This is a genomic window from Saprospiraceae bacterium (assembly GCA_016714025.1).
GTDB lineage: Bacteria > Bacteroidota > Bacteroidia > Chitinophagales > Saprospiraceae > Vicinibacter.
The window spans coordinates 1,828,003-1,853,609 of record JADJOB010000002.1; the positions used below are offsets into that span (position 1 = coordinate 1,828,003).

21 protein-coding genes are annotated in these 25,607 nt (G+C 32.8%); 10 read left to right on the forward strand and 11 right to left on the reverse strand.

The window, feature by feature from the left end; all coding sequences use genetic code 11:
• Nucleotides 1–79: 79 nt before the first annotated feature.
• Nucleotides 80–2,134 (reverse strand): T9SS type A sorting domain-containing protein, encoded by a 2,055-nt coding sequence (locus IPJ80_10365; GenBank protein ID MBK7913888.1) that lies wholly within the window; start codon nucleotides 2,132–2,134, stop codon nucleotides 80–82.
• Between the two features lie 110 nt (nucleotides 2,135–2,244).
• Nucleotides 2,245–5,262, reverse strand: coding sequence for a hypothetical protein (locus tag IPJ80_10370; GenBank protein MBK7913889.1), 3,018 nt, complete (start codon nucleotides 5,260–5,262; stop codon nucleotides 2,245–2,247).
• A gap of 449 nt (nucleotides 5,263–5,711) precedes the next feature.
• On the opposite strand from IPJ80_10370, the gene IPJ80_10375 reads away from it, so the two are divergent.
• Nucleotides 5,712–6,191 (forward strand): JAB domain-containing protein, encoded by a 480-nt coding sequence (locus IPJ80_10375; GenBank protein ID MBK7913890.1) that lies wholly within the window; start codon nucleotides 5,712–5,714, stop codon nucleotides 6,189–6,191.
• 29 nt (nucleotides 6,192–6,220) lie between these two features.
• A complete protein-coding gene (locus IPJ80_10380) occupies nucleotides 6,221–7,162 on the forward strand; it encodes a DUF1738 domain-containing protein (protein MBK7913891.1) in 942 nt (313 codons plus the stop codon).
• A gap of 127 nt (nucleotides 7,163–7,289) precedes the next feature.
• Here IPJ80_10380 and IPJ80_10385 read toward each other — a convergent pair whose 3' ends face one another.
• From IPJ80_10385 to IPJ80_10425, 9 genes are all read right to left on the reverse strand, one after another.
• Nucleotides 7,290–7,490: a hypothetical protein gene (locus IPJ80_10385; GenBank protein ID MBK7913892.1), complete on the reverse strand. Its 201-nt coding sequence runs from the start codon at nucleotides 7,488–7,490 to the stop codon at nucleotides 7,290–7,292.
• Between the two features lie 143 nt (nucleotides 7,491–7,633).
• Nucleotides 7,634–8,311 carry a hypothetical protein gene (locus IPJ80_10390; protein ID MBK7913893.1) on the reverse strand — a complete coding sequence of 226 codons (678 nt, stop codon included), beginning with the start codon at nucleotides 8,309–8,311 and terminating at the stop codon, nucleotides 7,634–7,636.
• 98 nt (nucleotides 8,312–8,409) lie between these two features.
• Nucleotides 8,410–8,721, reverse strand: coding sequence for a DUF3892 domain-containing protein (locus IPJ80_10395; protein MBK7913894.1), 312 nt, complete (start codon nucleotides 8,719–8,721; stop codon nucleotides 8,410–8,412).
• Nucleotides 8,722–8,958: 237 nt separating this feature from the next.
• Nucleotides 8,959–9,459, reverse strand: coding sequence for a hypothetical protein (locus tag IPJ80_10400; protein ID MBK7913895.1), 501 nt, complete (start codon nucleotides 9,457–9,459; stop codon nucleotides 8,959–8,961).
• Nucleotides 9,460–9,474: 15 nt separating this feature from the next.
• Entirely contained in the window at nucleotides 9,475–9,900 is a 426-nt protein-coding gene (locus tag IPJ80_10405; protein MBK7913896.1) for a hypothetical protein, read from the reverse strand.
• A complete protein-coding gene (locus IPJ80_10410; protein ID MBK7913897.1) occupies nucleotides 9,900–10,301 on the reverse strand; it encodes a hypothetical protein in 402 nt (133 codons plus the stop codon). Before IPJ80_10410 ends, IPJ80_10405 begins: the two co-directional genes overlap by 1 nt.
• 169 nt (nucleotides 10,302–10,470) lie before the next feature.
• A complete protein-coding gene (locus tag IPJ80_10415) occupies nucleotides 10,471–11,133 on the reverse strand; it encodes a response regulator transcription factor (GenBank protein ID MBK7913898.1) in 663 nt (220 codons plus the stop codon).
• A gap of 9 nt (nucleotides 11,134–11,142) precedes the next feature.
• A complete protein-coding gene (locus IPJ80_10420; GenBank protein ID MBK7913899.1) occupies nucleotides 11,143–11,646 on the reverse strand; it encodes a hypothetical protein in 504 nt (167 codons plus the stop codon).
• An 871-nt stretch (nucleotides 11,647–12,517) separates the two neighbouring features.
• Complete coding sequence (locus tag IPJ80_10425; protein ID MBK7913900.1) at nucleotides 12,518–12,760, reverse strand: hypothetical protein; 243 nt, start codon at nucleotides 12,758–12,760, stop codon at nucleotides 12,518–12,520.
• 480 nt (nucleotides 12,761–13,240) lie between these two features.
• Here IPJ80_10425 and IPJ80_10430 point away from each other — a divergent pair, with 480 nt between their 5' ends.
• From IPJ80_10430 to IPJ80_10465, 8 genes are all read left to right on the forward strand, one after another.
• Nucleotides 13,241–16,132: a right-handed parallel beta-helix repeat-containing protein gene (locus IPJ80_10430; GenBank protein MBK7913901.1), complete on the forward strand. Its 2,892-nt coding sequence runs from the start codon at nucleotides 13,241–13,243 to the stop codon at nucleotides 16,130–16,132.
• A gap of 537 nt (nucleotides 16,133–16,669) precedes the next feature.
• Nucleotides 16,670–18,460, forward strand: coding sequence for a PKD domain-containing protein (locus IPJ80_10435; protein MBK7913902.1), 1,791 nt, complete (start codon nucleotides 16,670–16,672; stop codon nucleotides 18,458–18,460).
• Between the two features lie 728 nt (nucleotides 18,461–19,188).
• Entirely contained in the window at nucleotides 19,189–19,959 is a 771-nt protein-coding gene (locus tag IPJ80_10440; protein ID MBK7913903.1) for a hypothetical protein, read from the forward strand.
• 18 nt (nucleotides 19,960–19,977) lie between these two features.
• On the forward strand, nucleotides 19,978–20,847 hold the full coding sequence (locus IPJ80_10445; protein MBK7913904.1) for a hypothetical protein: 870 nt from the start codon (nucleotides 19,978–19,980) through the stop codon (nucleotides 20,845–20,847).
• A gap of 156 nt (nucleotides 20,848–21,003) precedes the next feature.
• Nucleotides 21,004–22,431: a type IV secretory system conjugative DNA transfer family protein gene (locus IPJ80_10450; GenBank protein ID MBK7913905.1), complete on the forward strand. Its 1,428-nt coding sequence runs from the start codon at nucleotides 21,004–21,006 to the stop codon at nucleotides 22,429–22,431.
• Entirely contained in the window at nucleotides 22,428–22,901 is a 474-nt protein-coding gene (locus tag IPJ80_10455) for a hypothetical protein (protein MBK7913906.1), read from the forward strand. Before IPJ80_10450 ends, IPJ80_10455 begins: the two co-directional genes overlap by 4 nt.
• Nucleotides 22,898–23,788: a relaxase/mobilization nuclease domain-containing protein gene (locus IPJ80_10460; GenBank protein ID MBK7913907.1), complete on the forward strand. Its 891-nt coding sequence runs from the start codon at nucleotides 22,898–22,900 to the stop codon at nucleotides 23,786–23,788. Before IPJ80_10455 ends, IPJ80_10460 begins: the two co-directional genes overlap by 4 nt.
• A 328-nt stretch (nucleotides 23,789–24,116) precedes the next feature.
• Entirely contained in the window at nucleotides 24,117–25,319 is a 1,203-nt protein-coding gene (locus tag IPJ80_10465; GenBank protein ID MBK7913908.1) for a cobyric acid synthase CobQ, read from the forward strand.
• Nucleotides 25,320–25,607: the final 288 nt, after the last annotated feature.

A 25,607-nucleotide genomic window follows, 5' to 3' on the forward strand; every position in this document is an offset into this window, starting at 1 on the left:
GCTTATGATTGATTTGAAGCCGAATAAGCCGTTTTGTGCATTCATTTATAATAGATAATAAAACATATTAATTCGCTTTTTATAATCTAATAATTTTTCTAAAAAAGTAACCATCATCAATTTGAATCTTTAATATAAAGACACCTATTAAAGGAATATAAATTTCACCATCAGTACAATTCCCTGCGCTTATAATTTGACCTTGTATGTTAAATAAAATATAAGTTGCATTTGGACTTATTCCATGAACTTTTATTTTTCCTGATGTTGGGTTAGGTTGAATTTCTATTTCTTTAGCTTCGAAGTTGCCTGTATTAGTGATAAACCAAGTACTATCACATGGATAACTCTGGAAATTATATTCAATACTATCTGATTTAAAACATCGCAATTTGGTTACGATAGGATTAGGATCAAATAGACCAAATCCCAAATAAAGTTTTACATCGTATTTTGATGCTCCTATATTTTTATAAACTGGAATTATTAAATCAGAGGCAAAGGATCCATTATTTGACACTCGTAATAATTGAGTTGTAATGGTATCTCTATTTAATACTGTATTATAAATAGAATCCACTTTTACTTTAGCAATTTGGACACTATTTCTAGAGAAATCCCAATATTTAATATCGTAATCAGATGTAGAGTTAAATTGATAATGCATTTCGTATGAGTTTAGCATATTGTTCCAAAAGAACATCCTATCATTTTCTACATACATTGAATCTCCACTACTCAAATAATATATTTTCTTCCCGTTGGTATTATTTGTATCAAGTATTTTTTTAGTAATATATTGTACTGAGGAATGACCACCTCCAATAGAATAATCCGTCTCAAATATCCATTCAGTACCAATATTAAATTCTTGTGTTTTAACCTGAGTGGTAGGCCTAATTCTTATAATTGTATCACATATATATTCCGGGAGGCATCCTGATGAGTTTACTTTAATAATCCATAGTTGATTTGTTTGAACTTTAAGTATATCAATTGCCGAAATTTGATGATTATTATAATAAACTTCACCACAAGCTACAATATCGCCATTAGATAATTCTATTGCTTTTTCAAGAATTGATGGACGGAATTGCCCATATATTTCTTTATCAATTAACTCTTGTGGCAATTTAAAAATCCTTATCCAATCCACAATTCCATCGCTCTTAATTCTGCCTAAAAAACCATTATAGACTGAAGAAATATCTGCTCCAAGAATCTTGCCATCGGAATTATCCCAAACGCGTCCAGTTACTAATATATCACCATTCTTACATTCCGTGATTCGGGCAATTCTATAGATTCTACCATCTTTAAGTTGATTATTAGGTAATTCTAAACTCCATTCAAGTTCTAAATCTTTGTTTAGTTTATTGATTGATCCCACTGTAAATTTAGGTTTAGCTGGGTGTCTTTGTGAGCTAAAATAATAATTACCAGAGCTACTGGCTAGTAAGCTTATATAATTTTTTCCATCATCTTCAAATTGAAAAGAATCTACTACATTTCCCTCCCAATCTATCTTTAATATCTTTATCATTGGCTCTATAGAAGAAACTCCTGCGCCTGGATGTGAAGACATGATAAAAGATAAATAACTATCACTGGTTAATTGAAGATCATGTGCATTGATCGCAAAATTACCTAAATAGTAACTTCTAGTCCATAGTTTCTGCAATGTACATGTATCTCTTTTTGATAATTCCAGTGTTGGTAAATTTGGATTTAAATTGGAATAAATTACATCACAAGTAAATAAATTGTCATTTATAAAATATATTCCTCTGTTTATAAATTTATCTTTTGAATATATACTATCAATTCTAAAATTTTCAGTTTTAAAAACAGTGTTCAGTTTGTAAAGCCATATTGAATTTTCCCCAACAAATACTGGATTTGAACTTACGTAAAAATTTTTATTACTTCTTGAAAATGCATTAAAGTTATCCGAAATACTTAAGGAATCAAGAAATCTCTCCATAAGAAGATTAGCACCAAAATCAAGTCTCAATATTTTACCACATGGATAATAAGTATTTCCATTTTCGCAATATATTCCGGTATAAATAATTAAATTATTATCCTGAACTATAAAATCACTAAACTCAGAACCAAAAATGCTACTATTCAAATTAAATATTTTTGAATAATATGATTGACTTAAACTAGTTTGACTTTGCATATAAAATAGCAGCACAGTCAATAAGTATTTCATTGAATTATAAAAGAAGTTAAAAGGTATCATTTCAATAGAATTACTAATTCAGTAATGAGAATCTTATTGTCTGCGAAAAGTTGAATAAAATAAAAACCCGCTTTCCAATTTGAAGTATTTATTAAATATCTTCCTAATTCTGCCTTTGAGTAAAATACTTCATTGTTCATTAAATCTTTGATATAAAAGTGGCCTGAAGATACTCCTTTAATTTCAACTATCAATTCATTGCTAAAAGGATTTGGGCTATAACTTAGTCTAGGAGTGGTCTTACCACTTTTAATTGATCTTGGCGAAATACCATTGGTTATCTCTTCTGGTAATTCCGAACTGACAACCTCACCTGTCAAGTCATAAAGCAGTGCTTTAGCATATGCTGAAGTAAAATGATTTTTGTTAGCGATAATTTGAACGGTATTAATTTCCTCATTACTTGGTTCATAAAAAGGCCCAAGTGGTAATCTAGCTAAGTTAATATATTGAATTGTCTTAAAGTCTTGCATTGCTTCATCAACGGGATTATATTGGCTCAAGTAATTATATGCTCCTGAAAGATTATTTTCAAATATATATGAGCTAAAGACTTTTATTCTTGCATCATCTGTTTGTTCCATTGCAAAAATATTTCTAGCTCCTACAAATTCTTTAAGTTTTATTAGGTCTTGAAAATATTGATCCTTAGCTTTTTTAAGACACTTATTTAAGCCAGATAATTGAATTTGTTTTTCCAAACTATTTAAATTAGTATTTTGCTGAACTAATGTAATAGTCATCATAAGATTATTAATTAGCTCAGGTAACGTACTATAAGAATTTCCCGAATTACAGGCAGATATGTCATTACCATTAATTATTGGAGTGAGACCTAATCCACAGTTAGGCTCAGGTAAATTGGAAGGACCAAACTGAAAACGATTTACGTTTGGATGTGCCAAAATAGCATCTCTGCAATCTACATCTGTTCCAGGTGGCTCAATATAATAAAAAGGATTAGGATTACCAGTAATTGAAGGAATGCCTGAAGAGGCACTTCCATCATGAGTAAAGCAATTATTTGCTGGTCCAATGAATCCGGATAAAATTATTCCCGAAACTGTGCCGTTGATAAAAACATCACTATATGAACTGTTAAAACAATTCTCAAAGAAATTAAAATCTGGATTTTGATCAATTACTGTAAGAGCCATTAAGTTAGTGTTGAATTGATTAAAATCAACATCTGCTACACCAATCCCATTGGCAAAACTTGCTGCACCAAATAGACCAGTTATTTCATTCCTCATTAAATCAAAATTATTATGTCCATCGTTTAATACATCAAGCCAAGAAGTCTGAAACCTATTATTAACAATAATATTTTGTGCAAATGTGGTCCCTCTCGCATTGTAACCGACATTGGAGCCTTTAAAAGTGTTACCTTTAATAATCGAAGCAATACCTGCAGATGCATTATTGAAAAGAATATCATTCATCCCACTGTTAAAAGTATTGTTTTCAATCAGAAACGATCCAGATGCTGAAACAATACAATGATCTGTAATATTATTAAAAATGCAATCTTTTATCTCTACTCCTTGGCAATTCCAATTAGTTATACTCCATCTTCCACCATTTTGTGTACAATTTCTAATATAAGATGAGTTTGGGAGTGGAGTCCAGGACATTAATTCAACTATTCTTCTCACATTGTTGAAGGTTGTATTTTCAGCGTGCAATATGCCATTGCCATAACCCCAGATGATTGGAATTGATTCAGGTGCAAACATTGAAACTGCTGCGACAGCTGTATTTTCTATTACGGCATTGTTCATAAACTTGACATCAAAATCAGTATTACCACCGTATACAACTACCCCTTGCCAAAAATCACCGCACCCATTCGTTAATTTCCCTCCATTTACTATCAATTTAGCTTGAGGCCGTACTATTATATGAGAGTGTTCACTTAAAAACACATCAGAATTAATAATTAAAGTTACCCCATCTTGAATAATCAAGTTTCCATATACACTTATTGGGGTAGAAATTTCGGTATTGCTCTTCACTATTATGCCACAACTGCCATCAGTTAAGGAACTGCAATCAACAGCATTATGCAAGTCTTTGGTTGCTAAATTTTTATGAATGTCGTTTAATCTAACTTTTGGAATGTGATTTGAGCGTTGCCAATCTGTTGACATTAATTGTTTACATGAATTATCATGATAAAAATTCATAATATTATGACCTAACTCATGTAAAAACATCAAAGTATTTAATTGAAAAGACCATCCCCAAACAGTTTCAGGTGATTCATTAGCAAGGGATGGCCACCATATATCATGAAAATGCTTCCTAATTAAATAATCAGAGTATCTGTTAGCTATTATATAAGAATTTTCATTTGCAGTACTATTATAGGCTTTGGAAAGGATAGAGCACCCTGTTGCAATACCATTACCAATCTGTTCAAATCGGTCAATATATTTAGATTGTGGTCTAGTTCCATTAGCTATATGAGTTTCTAATAAATCAATTAATTCTCCATTTTCGACAAAGAAAAAATTCAGCTCCCCAAAATGTGCAGACTCAAAGTCTTCCATTGCATTTTCCAAATCTGCCCAAAGTTGACCAACTCTTGGACATATATAAGAATTAGGATGTCCTTGATAATTATCCCTGTTTGTCTCTCCATACCAATCCCAAGCTAAAGTATTATCTATAGTGTGAACATTAAATTTAACTCGAATTTTTGCGTCCAATGGATAACCACTAGAACAATTTTCCGGGTCAACTATATTTGCTAAATGCGAATTCATAGCATTTTCCCAATCTGTCCACAAAGAACTTGTTGAAGAAAAACCGCCTGAACCATTATCTCTTCTAATTATAACAAAATTACATTTCAAAATTATAGGTTCGCAAATATTTTCGCTAAAAAAATCAATTCCAGAAAATTCATTATTTAATGTAGCGCCTACATTTGGCATTGCACAATCATGTTGACCATAAATTACACAAAAATTTATATGACTTGAAATTAATAAAATTATTAAACGTTTCATATTGAAAGTTTTAAAATGTTAGAAAATAGTTAATGACTTGATGACAAATTGCATTCTCTTTTATATTTTATGAATTACTCATTGTTAATTTATAAATTTACTAACACTTTATTGTACTAAAAACATTAGAATAAAGTTTCATTAATATAGTTTCTATATTTCAGTATGCTCTATGTGTCCTATATGCTAAAATACTATTAATTCAAAACAATGCAATATAATACACAAACGATATTTTCACAAAATATTTTATGTTAAATTTTTTATTTAGTATAAAAATTCAGGGTTTACCCTGATACCTTATCAGTAAAAACCCTGACCATAAATAGTATTAACTGCAATTTTATATATGTTATTAGCCGATCTGGCAAAATGTACCGTCTTGGTATTCAATTCAATTCTTAATACACTGGTTCAGAAATATTCTTTAACAATTTAAACCAGTAATTATGAAAAATTTAAATGGCGAGAGCCAAATACCTCCACTTTTGCAAGTAGCAGAAGTAAAGGTTAAGTATCAATCCAATTTACCAATTGATAATCATCCAAAAATTAATAATTCTTCGGATGCAGAAAAATTATTCAGGATTAATTGGGGTGATGATATGGAATTGGTCGAGGAATTCAATGTGCTGTTTCTTAACCGAGCTAATTATGTAAAAGGCATATTACGACTAAGTCGTGGCGGATTGACTGGAACTGTAGCTGATCCACGGATTTTATTTGCCACTGCATTGAAAGGTCTTGCTGTAGGAATTATTGCCGGACACAACCATCCTTCTGGGTCTTGTAAACCGAGTACACAGGATATTGAGTTGACCAGAAAGTTGAAAGAGATTGGAAAATTCCATGACATTCAACTAATTGATCATATCATTCTTACACCACATACCGGATTTTATTCCTTCGCAGATGAAGGAAAGCTATAATTCATCATTCACCTTCAAAATTTATTGCAATGAAAAATAATAACAGTGAAGAAGCTGTCATTGGTTCTCCGATTCCGAAGATAGATCTATATCAGGAAGTGACGAATAAAATTATAAAAATGTTAGACTCCGGAGTAGCCCCTTGGCATAAACCTTGGAATTCCTATGGCTTGGCTAGAAACTATGTTTCTGGTCATATATATAAAGGTATCAATTACATCTTGATGAATTTTTCAGGGCATAGAATTCCTTACTTTCTGACTTATAAGCAGGTTAAGGAATTAGGCGGTGTTTTAAAATTAGGAGCTAAAGCGGAGAAGGTCATTTACTTTAATATGGTATATAAAGATCTGGAAGGTCATAGACTGAGTGAAATTGAAGCCAATGAGATGATTAAAAACAAAATGAAGGTAGAAGTCTCACGGCTAATCAAATATTACCCTGTCTTCAATATTGAAGATTCGGAAGGAATCTCAGTTGAAATGCAAGACTTAGAATTAAGTCCAAATGAAAAAATCGAAACCTGCGAAGATATCGTCAAGAACATGCCTAACAGACCGGAGATTAAATCTATCGACTCTAACCATGCTTATTACTTACCTTCTAAGGACTATATTAATATGCCTCAGATGGAGCAATTCCAATCAAGTTTCGCATATTATGCTTGCTTATTTCATGAGTTAGCTCATTCGACCGGACATAAATCAAGACTCAATAGAGAAGGAATTGTTAGTTCTGAAACTTTTGGAAGCGAGGTTTATAGCACCGAGGAACTCATTGCCGAGCTTGGAAGCTCTTATTTATGCTCAATAGCACAAATTGATAATGATACCCTAATGCAAAGAAGTGCATCTTATTTAAATGATTGGTTGAGAGTACTAAAGGAAGATAATCGATTTATCTTTAAAGTAGCTTCACAGGCTCAAAAAGCGGTTGAATATATTTTAAACCGGAAACAGTTTGAAGGCTAATAACACCTTCCATTCTAAAAACATCTATTGCACAATCCCTGTAAAAACAGGGATTTTTTTTTGATTAATTCTTTCGTGTTACCAGAATATTAACTACAAAAAAGCTATCGCGATGCCGATATTCCATCTAAAATCTAATTGCACTAAATCTCCCATAAACATTTGAAAATCCAAAGTCAATCATCACAATGTGACTACCACTTGTTCCATTACCTAAAAAATCTATATTGGCAAAGGGACTGTCACCCAAAAAAATAAAATACCTTTTTTTATTTGATTTGAATTTTGAAGCCTTCAATAAAATATCATCGCAAATATCTTGCATCATAAAAATGTTGATGCAATTGAATTCCTATTCTCCATCGATTGGAAAAACGTAATTAAAATCTAACCAATAAGTTATTTAATTTTTGGACGTAACTAATTGCTCCTTTGATAGTATTTATAATGTGCTTTAATCTGTGTATATCTTTACATTAATTTTCTTATTTCATTTAAAGTTGAATTTACAATGGATGGTATTTCCTTCCTTTCAATTTGCAAGTAATTTACTTGACATTTCTTAAATACGTCTACTGCAATACAATACTTTGGATTGAGTACATTTTGTTGTGAGAAATGTAGCTTAAGGTATCTATATAATAGGTCCGAGAACATTGCTAATTCCTCGATTCGAAAACCATTCAATTTGGCAATGAACCATATTGCCCCTACTTCTGTTTTGTCATTACCTTGAATTGTAAAAACATGATGAGGAGTAATTTGTATTTGAAGTCCTCTGATTATTAAAACACAATTTTCTTTATGCTTCTTTTGAAAGACCACTTTTTTAGCTGCTCTCCATTTTTTTAGGTCAAAATCCTGATACGCCGATAAAATTTCAATATTTCTACTATACATTGTTTTGATTCTAGAAGAGTCAGTCTTATTCATTTTTGCCTTCAATTCATCAATTTTGTCTTTGATAGCTTCTAAGTCGTTTAACTTATAACTATTGCTAATTGCACTCAGGCAACTAATCCAATAATCCCCACCTCCTTCTGAAGCTAATTTCACCTTATCAACCTTTAGGCTGGTCACGAAATTCTTTTTACTTCGAGCAGACTTTCTTCTGAATTCAATAAGATTTTTTATTGTTAAACTTCGCATGCATAAATATTAAATTAATACTCACAACATTTAATTTAATGAGCTTGATTTCGTCTAATGAATTAGAGTAATTGATTTTTAGATAGGATAATTAAAAACTAAGGTGATATCCAATCAAAATCGATAAGATGAGCTAAATTATCTGTTCGTTGGTTGTCAGGATTAGATCTTAAGTATTTACCATTGAACCCATTTACAACCTGGACATTTTCTCCGATACTCCACCCAGCAGTATTATAATTCCATACCCATGTGGTAGCACTATTTCCGGAAGTTTCTAAAAGAGCAATCGCTTGTGGTTTTGATATTTTAGTTGCTCTGCTTGTGGTTTGCCCAACGGTATGAAATGCATAATGTGTAATGACATTGCTAGAATTTTTCCAAACTCCCGAAATTCTATAAATTGGCATTTATTTAATTTTTTGTAAGTTAAAAGATTTTATAGCGAAGTGAAAATTTCTAATTTCAAGATTGTTTATAAATATAAACAGGTTTATATTTTAATTATTCTTTTAAGAGAAATTGTATATCATACCTTTCATTGCAAATTAGCATAACGCCTTCTCTAATGCAGGATGCGGATGAACTGCGGATTCAAAGGCTGTGAAATTTTGTAGGTTGTCATGACTTCCAATCCACACAAATATTTATAATTGATTGTCTTTTTCAGCCTCAAGCGGTGCGGACATTTTTTTAATTAAAGCTTCCATATATTCTTGCAACATAGCAGGAGGAGGTACAGGAACCAACCTTACTCGAAGGAGGCTTGAACCTTCCACTTTATAGTCATATTTACTAGAATAAGATGCATTTACAGATGCAGTAAACGGTCCGAATCCTCCACTAGCGGATACACCAATTTTAGCTTCGGTAGAAGTGGCCATTGTAATGGCCATTTTTACTTCAATAATAGATTCTGCAAATTGATAGTATCCTGGGAAAAAACCCAAAGCAATTAATGCGAATTCTACTTCTTGTGACGGATCAGCTATACTTGGTAATTTAATTTTGGTGTCCGCCATAAATTTTGCCACTTTAGTACTATTCAAATCCAACTTAGTTTGAGCATCGGCGATACCTAAGGCTAACTTTTGTACCATTTCCGGAAAAGGTACATTTAATAATTCTTGTCCAACGTTGTTTGGCATAATAATATGTTTTAATTAGAGAAATTCATCAATTTTAGTTTTTATAATTGGTTTAATTGAGAATTTGATTGTGCTTACACTTTGTGGGTTTAATTCAGAAGGATTAAGTTGAGTAAAGAAAAGTCTCTCGGATTCTAACGAAATACCACCCTTTATTTCGACATCAAAATCTTCAATCTCGAATCTTGTTAAATTTTCCTCTTCTGCAAACTTGATTGACTCATTGTTTGCATTAATTAGTGCTTCTTTAAAATATCTAGCTATATCTTCAATTGATTTTTTATTCCTTTGACCCATAGCTCCGTTTTCAGTAAATTGAATTTCTTGGTTTACATTAAATAAATTTATTTTTTGATCAATCAATTTTATTTTTTCCTCAATTAATTCAAGATTGGATTCCAACTTAAAAATGCGCTTAGAATTCAAGTTAAACGGCCACATTATACTTTATTGAATTTTTCCAATGAAAATGGTTGCGGAACTGGGACAATTCTAATTTTGATTGAACTGGTTCCCTCTGATTTATAATTATAACTATTTTGATATTTAGCATTAAATGGAGTAAAAAATAATTTCCTTTTATTTGTTTCTGTTATTTCATTTTCTTCGTAATATACTGCCATTTTGAGTTCAACTTGGACTTCGGGTATTTGGTACCATGTTGCTTGATATCCTAAATTCTGCAACTCTTTATTCAGGATGCTTGTTTCAATACTTTTTTGTAATTCTAGTGAATGAGAATCCAGTGCCTGCTGTGCTTCAGCAATATCCTTTCCAATCTCACTTATAATAGAGGTCAAAGGACTTATTAAAACTTCATAATAATTAATTTCTTTTGGCATTAGATAAAGCTAGAGTAATAAAATAGTTTAACCTAAAAACACATATAATTTCTAAAATGAAATACTCGCTTACCACAAAAGTATCGGAAATAAATGATATTGATTAATTATTTTTAGCATTTTCCGATTACTATAAATAGTAATTTTGCAATTCTGAATTTTGATAAACTCAAAGGAGAATATTATGCTTGGTACAATACATAAGAAGCTCCGCAGTATTATGGGAATTAGTTTTTCTTAGCAAAGCTATTCTATATTTATCAATTGTGTCTTTACTTTTATATATTTCTTTACTTATTTGCTTCGATGTTTTGCCTAGTGAAATAAGTCGAAGTACTTGCAATTCATTTCCGGTGAATTCAACTACCGGTTCTTCTTCTAATGGGTTAATATGATTTTTATAAATTACATTTTTAAGAAGTGCATCCTTAACAAAATCAGACGAATATACACCCTCTCTTAATACAGTTGTTATAGCCAAATGTACTTCTTCTGGTTTAGCAGTCTTGACCAAATATCCATTCACTTTAGCTTCGAAAGATTTGACCACAAAACTTGACTCTCCATACATGGTTAAAATGAGGATTCTGACCTTTGTATCTTTTTTCCTAATTAATTTTGTTGTCTCAATTCCATTTGGTGGTGGCATGTTTAAATCGAGAATTATGACATCTACCGAATTTGTTTCAAGTTTATCAAGTAATTCATTGCCATCGCTGGCTTCAAATATTACTTTCAGATCCGGATAATCACCCAATAATCTTACAAATGAAGCACGAAAAATATGATGATCATCTACAACTGCTATTTTGATAGGGTCAGTATCATTCATAAACATTGTTTAATGCAAAGGGATTTGAATTAATATTTCTTGAAAATTAGTATTTAGCTTAAAGCCAAAAGAAATTGATCCATTCAGCAAATTTATCTTTTGTTGGACAATTTTCAAACCTAAAGAATCCGCGCTTTTGAGTCCATCACTGTATGCTTGGGCATCAAATAACTTTCCATCATTACTTAAATTAATGCGTAAATCTATATCGTCATTTTTAATATTTAATTGAATATTTTTGGCTGATCCGTGCTTAATAGCATTTATAGTTAGCTCCTGAATTATTCTATAAATGATTAATTGCTTGAAGGAATTTAAATTCAATTCTCCTACATTGTGCTGGATCGTGAAATTCACATTTTTAGTTTTATTTATTAAATTAGAAAAATCACTTAAACCAAAAAGAAGTCCAAAATTTTCAATAGCCACCGGATGCAATTTATGAGAAATGGAACGTAATTTATTTATTGCTAATTCAACATCATGAATAGCATTCACAACATTTGATTCCAATATACCTTTTGGCTTATTGTATAAACTGTTTAGATTTATCAATGCACTTACCAAAACAGGAGCAATGTCCTCATGCAATTCTTCTCCAATGTTTTTTCGTTCGTTTTCCTGTGATTTAATTATTGCTTCAGAAAGTATTTTTTCCAGATTCTTTTGTTTATTGATAGCTCGATTTTGAAATATAGCTATGAAAATAATTAACCCGGAAATGAAAATAAACAGCAGGATTGTGCTAATAATAATAAAATCTTCTGGGCCTATCGAATCCATAATATACCAATAGTTATCAAAATATTCTTTATAATGTTTAAAATATTGTGACCATCCCAAATATAAATGAATAGTTCTTGTTTAACTGTAAAGAGTTGAGTTCCCAACAATATTAACCAGGAGCAGCCATAATATATCAGGAATGCAGAAACAAACCAAAAAACAGGTACTTCAACAATATTAGTAACCTTTGGATTTTTGATTTCATTGGCTAAGAATAATAAACAACAAATGAATACAACGAAACCTTCAAAAATTCCTGAATACGGGTTAAAATGAGAGAAAGATGTAAACTTAAAGAGCAACAAACTTAATACTGAATATATAAAAGCAAAAAAATACAATTTTCTCATTTTGGAAAAGAACATGGAAGTGGAATAAAAAAACAGAATTATTGCAAATATTTCGGAAAAAATTAGTACATAGTACATTAGAAAATTATGGATTCCACTTAATGCAAGTATTAATGAGACAATTTCAACAGTTGCATTTATAAAACAATAAATCACAATCCATTTGTATTGATTGTATCTTTTAAAATTTGAAGCACTATAAAGTGCAATCGCAACTGTTGAAATTATCGATATTGTGGATATAAAATTCAACCTAATGAAGTTGAAGGAGCGCAATATGGAGGACAGGGAGTAGAGTAATCGAGAATCCGACCACTCGTCATGTCATTTCCGTCTTCATCCACACCAACAAGCACGAAACGACGCTTAGAATCATAATATCCATTATATATCCGGATACCTACACAACCTGTTTGATCAAGTATTTCTTGAATTCGCTCAGAACCAAAGGCTGAAGCTTTCGGATTTGCTTCATTAATTGAAAGGCTCATATTGCTTTGTAAAGTAATCCAGTCAGCGACCATAGTCTCGCCTAAAGCTAAAGTAATAAAACTGCCCGTTGTAGGGCTAAAAGAGTCTGGCATAGGTTTGAAATTGAAAAAGGTTATTAAATAAATTATCAATTACAAATATCAGCCTGAATTGAATTTGTTTCATTATTCAAATACATTTGATGATGATTCTGTTTAAAAATACCAATAATCGTATTTTAATAATACTACTTATAGTAAAATTTCCTAAAAATAATCCAGATAAACGAATTTTCTAAATTTATTTTTACTAATTCTAGCCTATGTTAATTACTAATAATCATTATGTAATAATAAAATTCCCTGGATAGTTTTGACCCTGTTGCCATCTTCCTCGCTCAGGTTCAATTTGTATAGGATTTAATTATTAATCTGGATTGAATGCTAAACAAGTAGTGGTTGTATTTTAAATTGATTATTCACCATTTTAAATAATATATTATGCGTAAAAGTAATTCATCGAATTTATGTGAGTCTCAAATGGATTCCAAAAAATTACAAACAGGTAGAATACAAATTTATCCGTTGCTTCTAATTATTTTACTAAGTAGTATTTCGCTACATAGTTTGTATGCAAGTTGCACATGTGGAGGAAGCATCACTGCAACAATTGGAGATGGAGGATCAACACCAAGACCAATTACCAATTATGTTTCAAGTCCAATTACATCTGGTTGTTACGTTGTCAAAGGATATATTTACTTAACTTCTGATTTTGTTATTCTGGGAGGAAGGTTTGAGATGGAATCCGGAGCAGAAATAAGGGTTCCAAGTGGTAAAACATTAACAATTAGAAATGTAACTTCAAATGGTGGTATCTACGGATGCGATAATTTGTGGAGAGGGTTAAATATTACTTCAGGAGGAACTCTTATCATGACTGGCACAACAATACAAGATGCACAATACGCAGTAAAAGCAACTGGTGCCGCAAGAATTTTTATAAATGATAATTCAATTCTCCATAATTATGTTGGAGTGTATGTTCCATCTGTTGGCGGGACAATGCATAATCTCAACTTTAACATTTACGATAATTTATTTGATTGCACCAATGGTCCAGGCTCATTAAGATTATCCGATTATAGTGGTATGTCTCCTGGTTCAAGTGGAAAAGCCTATGCAGGATTTGAAATAAACGCAGCAAATGCGAAAATTGGAAGCAACTCAAATCCCTTGAATCAAGCTAATATTATAAAACACATGCGTGTTGGTATTATTGGGAAAAGTTCCAATCTGCAATGTTATAATACTGAAATTTCAGACTTGATTCCTTACCTAACAAATCGGGGGTACGTATCTGCAACTGGAGATGGTGTTGGTATTTATGTTAGGGATAAGTCAAGCTTAATTGCTGTTAATAATACCATAGAGAATACTCCTTATTCAGGGATAAGTTCATTGCGATCTTGGCTTATGCGCGTTTCCAATAATACAATAAGTGAAATCGAAGCCGGAATTTATGATGAAAGTTGTACAAATTCGGCAATAATTACGGCAAACGATATTTATTACTTTAGGAATAGAGGTATTGTTATAAATAAACCAGAATTGTTAGCGAGCCCAAGTATTATCTCCAATACGATATTCACCTTCGGTACTGAACCCACATCTGGTTTTCAAGCGATAGGCATTTTATTAAATGGCGTAGGGGGCAACCCTTATGTAAGTAATAATGACATTAACCTTCACTCAAATTGTGTTGGTATTAATATAAATAGTTGTAAAAGAGTGAATACTGCATATAATGCTGTTAGTATAAATGATGATTCAGAATCGGAAATAAGAGGTGTTGGCATTGCTTGTGCTGCCAGTCCTCATTCACATTTCTTGAGTAATGTAGTCACTGCTGATGAAGAATTTGAGTTAATTACCGGTTTCGTGACAGAAATGTCGAATAATAATAGATATTGCTGTAATGAAACCTATGGAACAGATTATGGATATACTTTTTTTGGTGATTGTAAACGATCAGAAGGGTATGGCCATAATGAAATAAGAGCTTTATCAGGTGGATTATTTCTATCCGAATCTACTAATCTTGGTGTTCAAAGCCACAAAGGAAATAAATGGTATGGAGATTTTCCAAGTGCTTCAAGTACAACTGGTGCGGCAATAAATCAAGGTGGAACGACCGAGCTCATTGTTAAATCTCAATTCAAAGTTCATAATTGTACAACACCATATTGGCCCCCATCAATTTATCCAAGTCAAAGCTGTAGCTCTTCTTCTACTTTATGGTTTAGATTAGATGATGGGTATCCGGAAGATTGCGGAGCCGATAATATTTGTGATTTAATATTTTTACCTGACACCGATGATAATTTTGCTGATATAGATGAAGGTGATGAGTATACCGCTAGAGGTCAGATGGGCGTTGGCAGCTTTGGATTCGCTCTGGATTATGAATCTAGGAGAAACTTGTATGAGCGAATGTGGATTGACGAAGGTTCACACAGTCAAAATAGCTATGTTGATAGCTTTTATTCTGCAACTCAAAGTAGCACAATTGCAGAATTTTATGAAGTTGAATTAGAAATAGATACACTTCTTTTTTTTACTGAAGAAGAATCTGATTCAATACAGACTATAACACTTGGCATGTCAGGACTCCAAGATTCTATTCGAAGACTTGACAGTTTATTTTATTTGGCGGCTAACGCAACTGATAGCACTGCTGTTATATTAGGAAGAGATACGATATTCGGGCTTATAGATACACTTACCGCCCATTTGCAAGGGATATTTTCAATTTACAAAGCCAGAATATTAGAAGATAAAGAGGATATTATTTATCTTAATAGCCTTATTGACCCCGTTAATATTATTGATACAAATGAACAAATTGTGAATGACATTTTTTTAGCACAATTAATGGAGGACGACTATATACTTGATAGTGCCCAAATGGCTCAATTGTTTAGTGTTGCAGAACAATGCCCTAGAGAAGGAGGAAGCATCGTCCATAAAGCTAGAGCCTTATATCAAATGGTAGATGATGTCTTATGGGATGATTCAGGTTGCGTTGAGGATTACATGAGTTTAAGAGCGGCAAAGAAAAGTCTATTTTCAAATAATGGATTTGTTATTTATCCTGTTCCAGCATACGATAAACTTAGATTGCAGATTAAATCAATTGATAAATATGAATCTATTGATCTTCATATATATAATTTAAACGGAAAATCCGTCTACAAGCAACATATTTATCGTCCTGCCGCTTCTGTTGTTGAAATTCCGATGGACGAATTACAACCTGGAGTTTTTATTGGTGTTGTGGAACACGATAATGAAATTCTCTACATTCAAAGAATAGTAGTAATCAAACACTAACCCCCATTTCAGCATAAGCTAAGCCACTGAAATCATTTTGGTGGCTTAGCTTTATGTTCAATTTTTATAAGAAATTTTATAAATTTATGGCTTCAAACAAACGAAAAGTGATAAGCGTAGGCAGTTCACTGATTGTCAATTTAGGAAAAATTACATTTTTAATAAATTGAATATCAGACATGAGTGTACATTATAACATGCAGAATCGCAATTATTACCAAGACAACCCATTTTATTTTTTTAAAGATTTAAATCTTGGTTGCTTTTCAATAAATAAACTCGTTTCAATATAGTTTTTATGTTTTTAAACGAAAAGATAATTTTCATTATATTCTTTGGAGTTTATGCCATAATTCTAGCATCCACAGAACAATATTTGCCTAATTCCACAAAATAGTTTAAAATGAATGTGAAGTCTAATACTCCTTGCAAAAAAATGGATTTAGTAAGCCATGATTTGAATCACTTTGATCCTTAAGTGGACTTAGGAATTAAGGTGATTTAAATCACATTTTTTAACTTATTAAATTCGTTAATATGAAAAAGCATACCCTGTTATTGCTATTATTTAGCATTTCTCACCTTTCAAGTTTCTCCCAAAAGCACGATTTCAATTGGCTGCTTGGATATAGCACCCGCGACAATCCTTTTGATACTGCTTGGGGGATAACTAAGATTGACTTTGATACACCTGACGGTAACCCGCTTATGTCTTACAATGGAAACAAAAAAATTGATTTTCATATAGCCTGTACAAGCATTAGTGATGTTTACGGAAGGTATTTGTTTTCTTGTAATGGGGCTTATATCGAAGATTCTTTAGATCAGCTTTTAAAGAATTCAGATTTATTAGCTGGAAATTATAGTTATCCAGACGACGGTGAATCTACACCGCAAGGAGTTTTAATTCTGCCTTATCCCGGATTTTATGACAAGTTTATCCTATTTCATAAAGAGGATATATTCCTAAATGATTATGGTATTGTTAGTAATCTGTTATATTCGGTGGTAGAGTTTAACAAACAGTACCCAACTGGGATAATGACACAGAAAAGGATATCTTTAGTTAAAGACTCATTAGATTCAGCATGTTTGACCGCTGTAAAACATGCAAATGGAAGAGATTGGTGGGTGCTTGTATCCGAAGATAATCAAATAAGCTATTATGTATTCTTGCTTTCAAATACCGGTGTTCAATTCGTAAGCAAGCAGACCTTTCCTGGACGGAAAGTTGGAGGTGGAGTAGGCCAAACTTTCTTTTCCAACGACGGAAAGTATTTAGCCACCGCCACTTCTGATGATTACTTACAAACCCGTTTCAACAATATTTACTTCTTCACATTTGATCGTTGTTCAGGAATCCTTGATAATCTTAACTATATCAAGTACCCCTATCATGATGAGACCTGGGCAACCGGGTGCTCATTTTCACCGGATAACAAACTTTTTTATGTTGTCACTGCTGACAGTTTGTATCAGTACTCTATAGTTGATAATAAATTAACAGGGAAAGAGTCTATTGCAGGTTATGATGGCTATACTGAATTGGTTATTCCTCCAGATGTTTATTGGTCTACTTGGTTCGGAATGTTGCAACAGGCACCGGATGGTAGAATCTATGGATCTGGCTTTGCTAGTTCTTGCAGGTCCATTGATGTCATAAACAAACCGAACTTTAAAGGTAAAAACTGCGATTTTAGGCCGCATTCTTTGACTACAATCACAATGAAAACCGCATTGCCCTCTTATCATAATTATAGATTAGGACCTATTGATGGAAGTTTCTGTGATACTTTGGGGATTGACAATATCCCTTGGTGCCACTGGAGATATGATCAGGATACTTCGGATTACTTGAATTTTGAATTCACCGATTTAAGTGCTTATGAAGTGACACAATGGAGTTGGGACTTTGGAGATCCAAAAAGTGATTCAAATGAGAGTATGAAAAAAAATCCCAACCATAGATTTTCTGGAAATGGAGTGTATGATGTTACCTTGATTGTAAAGAATTCAAATGGTAGTGATACTTTATTGCGGACTATTAAAATCGGCAATGTAGTATCAACCAAAGATGAATCTATCATTCTAGATATTCAAATGTGGCCAAATCCTTGCAAAAATTATTTTGTAGTTAATGTACTTGACTACAATCCAGAAAAAATGATTCTACATTTATTTAATAATCTTGGCAAAGAGTTACTCACTCAAAGGCTTTATCAAGGAAGCAATATATTCGATGCTGGATTTTTAAGTTCAGGAGAATATCACATCTTAATTCACGAAAATGGCAAAGAATTGAGAACAGAAAAGTTGGTAAAGCTTTAAGTTTTTTAATTAAATCATTTAACCACTGAGGCTTTATCTCAGTGGTTTTTTATTTTACAACAAACACATTTAAATCGTAGATTTAGCAAATTTTCGAATTACAATTTTTCTAACTAAATATTACTATTTATAGTAATGCAGCCAAACAAGGTAATTTAAGTGCTTGTTTCTCAAAGCTTAAGTATCAAATCTAATACTTCAATTTTGATTTCAAATTCTCAAATTACAGTTATGTATCAAAATGCTGGCAGCGGATTTAATCTTTGATGCATCTTGAATGTAGACCCGCTCAATTTCAAACGAAGCAAATAAGACGAACAACCCAAAAGGAAACAAGCTTGAGGCCTATGCTCAAAGTGTAAATTGTCTTGGTCAAATTTGTAATTATGGCAGTAGTTCCATTATTTAAAAAATAAAAAAAGAAGCCGGCCACTGCTTTGCCGTGCCGGCCTCTGATATTGTCTCCGATCACCCTAAACAAGTCTCGGATTCAAAGAAGAGGTCAATGATAACCCATTCAGAGGTATTATATACCTCTTTATGAGAAGTATCAACCACGGCAATTGTGGATAACCGGCGTAAACTCTTGCGTCGATGAAAAAACTAATAAAATATAAGGGCTTTTTTGATTCTATTCCTTTGTGCCAACACTCATTAGTAGAGTCTCGAATTACATTACCTATGAGGCAACTCATTAATTATAAGTTTAAATTAATAAAAATTTCTGCATGAAAAATTTAATCCTTACCTCATTATTCTTAGGCATTGTTTCGTATGCAGTTCAAAGTTGGAACGAGCAACGTATACAAGCTAATGTAAAAGTAGAAACATTTGTGGATGCATCTACAAATAGTTATTCGGCAATCTCCGTCACCTTCTATCAAGACGCAAGCGGAAGTATAAAAGACAATGGTATTGAAATAATCTCCACCGGAATATTCATGCCATATTTTGATGACGTAAACAGGGACATTCAATTGTCCTTTGGAATTATCGACAATTTATCAGCAGAAAAACTTATTGCAGTCTCCATGGCAAAACTAGACTTTTTCAAACCCACACTTCAGGATTTAAGAAACCTAAATGTTGTCGAAAGAAGAAAGGAGAAGGAACGGTTTGAGTCTGCTTTGAAAAAGTATAAAGTAGATAGCATTCAGTACTACCAAGATCGACGCACTAAAATTGAAGATTTTTGTAAGAGGGCTGAAACCGTTTTAAACGTATACAGAACTAATCTCTCTGGACAAACTGATCTTAAAACAGCAATTGATATCGCTGATAAGGTATTTGAGTTTCCGGATTTCAGTTCCAGCAAGAATTTTCTTCTGCTATATTCAGACGGTCAGGATACCTATCACAGAAAGATAAAAAAGCTACGCAACAAAGCCGAAGTGATTTTGATAAACGCGGGGAGAGATATTCCTACATCAGTTGATGCAATCATTTCAAAAAAATTACAGTCGCCGGAACAAGCGATTAAATATACATTAATTCCTTAATCAATTAAAATACTTAAAATGAAAACAAGTAGACTCGATGCTCATAAAGCAATAAAGGAAATTCAGAATCTCGTAAAAGATTTATTGAATCTGTTTCTCTTCTGCAAATCCAGAAAAGAAGAGGTAGCTAAACTCAAAGAGAGTATGGATGAACTGGACAAAAGTAATCCAGAATACAATGAAATATTATTAGACAATCGTGAAAATATTCGTATGAATTTCAGATTGATAATTTTGATCCTCAGCTTCTTTATAGACTTCTTTCTTCTTTATGAAGCATTGATCATTCTTTGCGATCAATTCGGTTGGTCTGAAGTATGGAAATTTTTGATTCCGGCGATTCTGATAATTCTAGAGGTTGCTGTAAGTTATTTTTCAATTTTATACTCACGAGATGCAGATAAACCATCACGGATTTCCAGAAAACTTCAGTATTTCATTCTGCCGGTGTTAGTTGGCTTCTCCATTTTGGCTGTCTATTTCCATTTTCAAGGATACAATCCAGACATTGACGGATCACTATTCGGTTTTCTGACCTTTAGAATTACGATACAGTTAATTATGCTTGTTTCAAGTATAATGCTACACCTGTGGTTGATCTTAAACGCTGAGGATATGGCTGAGGCATTGGCATATTTGCGGTATAGGAACGCTAGGAAAAAGATAGATAGTATAATAATAAACATTGAGGAATCAAATACAGCCAGATACTATCCTGAATTCACAAGGCTTACCCACAGATTTGTCAGAGATAAAAACATTTTCGTGACTAGTTATCCTGAAATGCAATTCGATTTTGCCGCTTCAATGCCACAAGAACTAATTGATGGCATCAATACCGTAATGGGAAGGGTTGTTATCGGAAATACAAGTCCAAATCCTGGATAAAATGGAGTCAAGGTCAGGTCAGGTTTTTTTCAAAATGTTTCGAACGTTAATGATCATTAGCGTAAAATTGTTGGCTTTAACGTTCGCTTTTCTTTGTAAAATTTCTGGTTCCGTGCTTCTGAAAACCGGAGAGGCATTGGAGAAAATGCTCATGAAATGATCTCAATTATTAAAATTGCGTTTGAATTGGTATATCTACTACTGGATGAAGTTGTTTCTATATTTTTTACAATGATAACATCATTAATCAGTCCAAAAAGAAAGACTGAATTTGATGCAAATTTTGTTTCTACCAATGAAGTTTTGAGCAAGGAAGAATTAGGATTTTGCCTTACTGGAAACTATAGTTTATCAATAGCCGATAGCTATAAAAATGCCATTGCGCTAGGAGGATCGGGATCTGGAAAGAGTTCTGCGGTTTTGATAAATAGTGCTTTACTTATGGCTAAGGGAAATTCAAGCCTTGTAATTAACGACCCTAGTCATGAGATTCGATTAAAGGTATCTGGCGCATTGATGGAGGAAGGATATGAAATCAAGGTAATAAATTACAGCAGTCTAGATTCGGAATGTTTTAATCCCTTAAAACGATGCAAGACCATTTCAGATATTCAAAAGTTGGCTACCTTGTTAGTTAGAAATGCTCTGGGTGATGCGAAGGATCCCTTCTGGAACAAGAGTGCCGAATCTGTGATTAGTTTATTTATTAGGTACCTAGTTTTTTATACTAAACCAGAATACAGGACTCTATACAATGTATTGCATTTAATAAATGTCTTTGCTGGTAATCCTGAAAATATTGATCGCTTAATAGTTAAAGCACGAGACGAAAAAATGTTGTCAGAATACAAGGCTTTTGTGGCCTATGGCGATAAGACCTTATCATCTATCTTAGCAACAGCCAAAGCATCTCTGACAATATTTACTGATGAAATTGTAGCATCTATCACTTCAATTGATACAATTGATTTTACGGAATTTAGAAAAAGGAAAGTTGCTCTGTTCATAAATAACTCAGTTCCAGGCATGCATTATTATGGAGCATTATCATCACTTTTCTTTCAGCAATTTTTAAATGAAATTCTGACAAATATTCCAAACAAGGATGAAAACAATATCTTCTTTCTTTTGGATGAGGCAAGTTCAATGTATTTACCTGCCCTTTCAACTACTATATCAAATATCCGCAAATACAATAGTGGCATTTTACTAGTCTATCAGGATTATCATCAGCTTGAGCATATTTATGGATCATATGAGGCAAAAAATATCTCCGCAAACTGCTTTGCAAAGGTTTATCTCCCCGGTCAGCCAATCGAAACATGTAAAATGTTGGAAACGACTTTAGGTAAATTTGAATACTTGGATGAAAGTGATGTTCGACATACAAGACAACTTATGACAGCAGATGAGATCAGAATGTCTGACAAGGCAATTATTTTGATTGGAAACAAACCTCCAATTCATGCAAAATTGAATCCGTACTACAATAGCTGGAAGCTAAATACCAAAACCAAGCTACCACCTTATGAACCGGAGTGTAAAATATCTTTTGATATTCCACCTTTAATTCCATTGGAATGAAAAGAAGGATGAATTCCAATACTTCGGTTTATTCTTTTTTAAAATCCAGTGGTGTTCTTGAAAATGGAACACATGAGCAAATACAGAAAGCACGGAATGAATATTGGAGAGAATATAAGCGGAAATGGAGAAAGCATCAACGGAAGAAGAATACAGAGTTTGCTATTTCATTTTCACAAGAAGAATTAAAGGAGTTATCTACTCAAGCCAAAAGACATAAAGTTAGTAGAACTAAATTTATTAAGAAGGCTTGTTTTGCGTATATCAATAAGTCCTTTATTGTTCCAGACATCGCAGAAGTCAGAAAAATATCACAATTGCTCTCAATGACCTACAATGCAATACAAGAATCTTTGGAATCAAACAAAATTGAATTCAAAAATGGAAAAGATATTATGGAGCGTGTCTACCAACTCGAAAGAGAAATTCTTCCAGTACTAAACAATCCAAAATCAATTGAGTTGCAATGATCCTAAAAAACCTAACCCGAAGAACTGGCACTCAACAACTCGTAAATTACCTTTTCAAAAACGAAAAGGATAATAAGCCTGAACCAATCATTAAACACAATTTAAGAAGTAAAACCGTCAACGGATGGTCAAAAGAATTTGACCGAAATTTTGATTTAAGAACTAACAGACGAGTAGATAATATCCGGCTTCATCATACAATCATTTCTTTTTCAAACAAAGATAAGAAACAAATCAATCCAGAATTATTAAAGGACATAACTAAAAAGTATATCGAGCTTCGAGGCAAAGACAACATCTATCTGGCTTCATCCCATCATGATAAAGAACATATACACCTCCATATTGTTATGTCCTCAACCAAATTAATTACTGGCGAATCAAACCGGATTTCGAGACAGGAATTCAGAGACTTGAAACTCGCTTTAGATGGATATCAAAAAGAAAAGTACCCTGAACTTGTAAATAGCCTCCCTGCTCATGGGAAATCACAAAAACTCCAGCTTTCCGACCCTGAACTGAAGCTTCAGGATCGGGAAGGAAAATTATCACAAAAGCAAGGGCTTTTGGAAACCGTTGAGACGGTTTATAGTAGATCAAAATCACTTGATAATTTTCTTTCTGAGCTCAAATCCGAGGGGTATAATTCGTATATTAGGGGTGGTAAAGTTTATGGTGTGGAGGATGAATCCGGGCGACATTATCGCTTTAAGACCCTCGGAATTGACCTTTCAAAGCTGGAGGAAAAAGACCAACAAGCTCAAGAAGAAGCAAGGCAACTTCAAGAGCTTGCCACTCTTAGGGATTCAAAAATGCAAGATAGAGAGTTGGATGATCAACCGGAACGGGAGCCGGAATACGAGCCAGCAGAACCGGATGGTGATTAGGTAGAATTCCGGTTTAGAGTAATTGCAAGATTGCATTTCGCCATGGAGATATGTATATCTGCCTTATGGCGAAATGCAATCTTGGCGGAAGACCCGCACCCCTCAAAACAAAGAATTAATGTAAACTTACATGTCATAAAGTCAGAAGAATGTTCTGTATTTAATCCGATTTTAAGGGAATTTGACAGTAAAAATGGACAAACTGACCATTTTTTTCACATGGAATAATCTTTGATACTCCGAGGTTTATGCATATGAATAATTTAATTTAGGAAGTTGCATTTTATTTAATTCCTATTTTTTAACACAGCCATAAAAACTAAACTGTATGACTAGTAAAATTAAATACTATCCAGTGGATAACGGTGACCAGTCCCTTATTTCGGTTTTTGAGAATAATTATTGCACCAATATTTTAGTTGATTGCAACATAAGAGAGTCTTCAAAAGGAAATAATAATCCAGAGCAATTTGATGTCAAACAAGACCTGATTCATTCTTTGAATAAAAGAAAAGTAAATGAAATAGATAATGTTCCATTTACAGATATTTTTATTCTAAGCCATGGTGATGATGATCATTTACGTGGATTCGAAAAGAACTTTTATCAAGGTGATCCAAAACTGTATAATAAGAAAAATAAAGATGCGGAAGAAATATTGATTGATGTTCTTTGGTTTTCTCCGATGGTAATGGGTACCGCTACTAATGATGATGAGCGAGTTTTTAACAAAGAAGCTAAACGTCGAATTCAATTGCATAGAGATAACAGTGCAGATAAGGATTTACCTGGTAATCGAATTGTGATTATAGGTAATGATCAAAATGAAGATTTAAGTGATTTAGACCTTGTGAGAAAAGTACCAGGCGATATAATAACTCGATTTAACAATCGTGATTTAAAAACATTTTCAATATTTATTCACTCACCTTACCAAAAACAATTGACTGACGACGAAATTGACAAGAATCGGGTAAGCATTGTTTTTCAAGCCAGATTTAAATTCTCAGCAACAAGTTCTGATTTCTGCACCCTTGCAATGTTTGGTGGAGATTCAGATCATCATGCGTGGAAAGTAATTTTGGAGAAAACAAAAAAACATAATAAACATGTTACGGAGCAAGCACTTAACTGGGATTTGTTTTTAGCATGTCATCATTGCTCTTGGACTTTCTTCAATGATACACCACAAGAAGAGAATCCGAAACCTGTTGCTACTTCTTTAGAAGTACTGGATTATAAACGCGGACAAGCTAAAGTAATTGCCTCGTGCAAAGAGATAAAAAACAATATTGATAATCCTCCTCATTACAAAGCAAAAGCACAATATGTAAATAAAGTAACTGATCAAAATTTTCTTAATACCGCTATTGCTATTAAAATTGGTGAAACTCCTCAACCAATAATTTTTGAAATTACTCAACAAGGGCCAATGATTCCCAAAAAATCTGAAAGTAATACAACCTCTACAGGTACAGGAATTTTGGGAGCTATTAATAAACCTACGAGTTATGGCAACCAAAAATTATAGCCAAAGATTATCAACCTTTAAGCAGGAAATAGACAATGCTGATCTTAAAGATTCTTTGGATAGTTTAAGGCAATATCTCAGTAAGAGAAATCTCAAAATACTTTGTTGGGATGAAAAAATATTGCAATATCATTAAAAGTTCAAGTTGATTTACCGCCATTAGGAAATTTCGAACAAATAGATATAAGAAATATCGAGCCAATACTGGTAGTTATTAACTTAGTTGGATATCCTTTCATCCCTCCAAAAGTTTATCCAGATCGCCTAAATTTTCCGAGGGCTCAATTA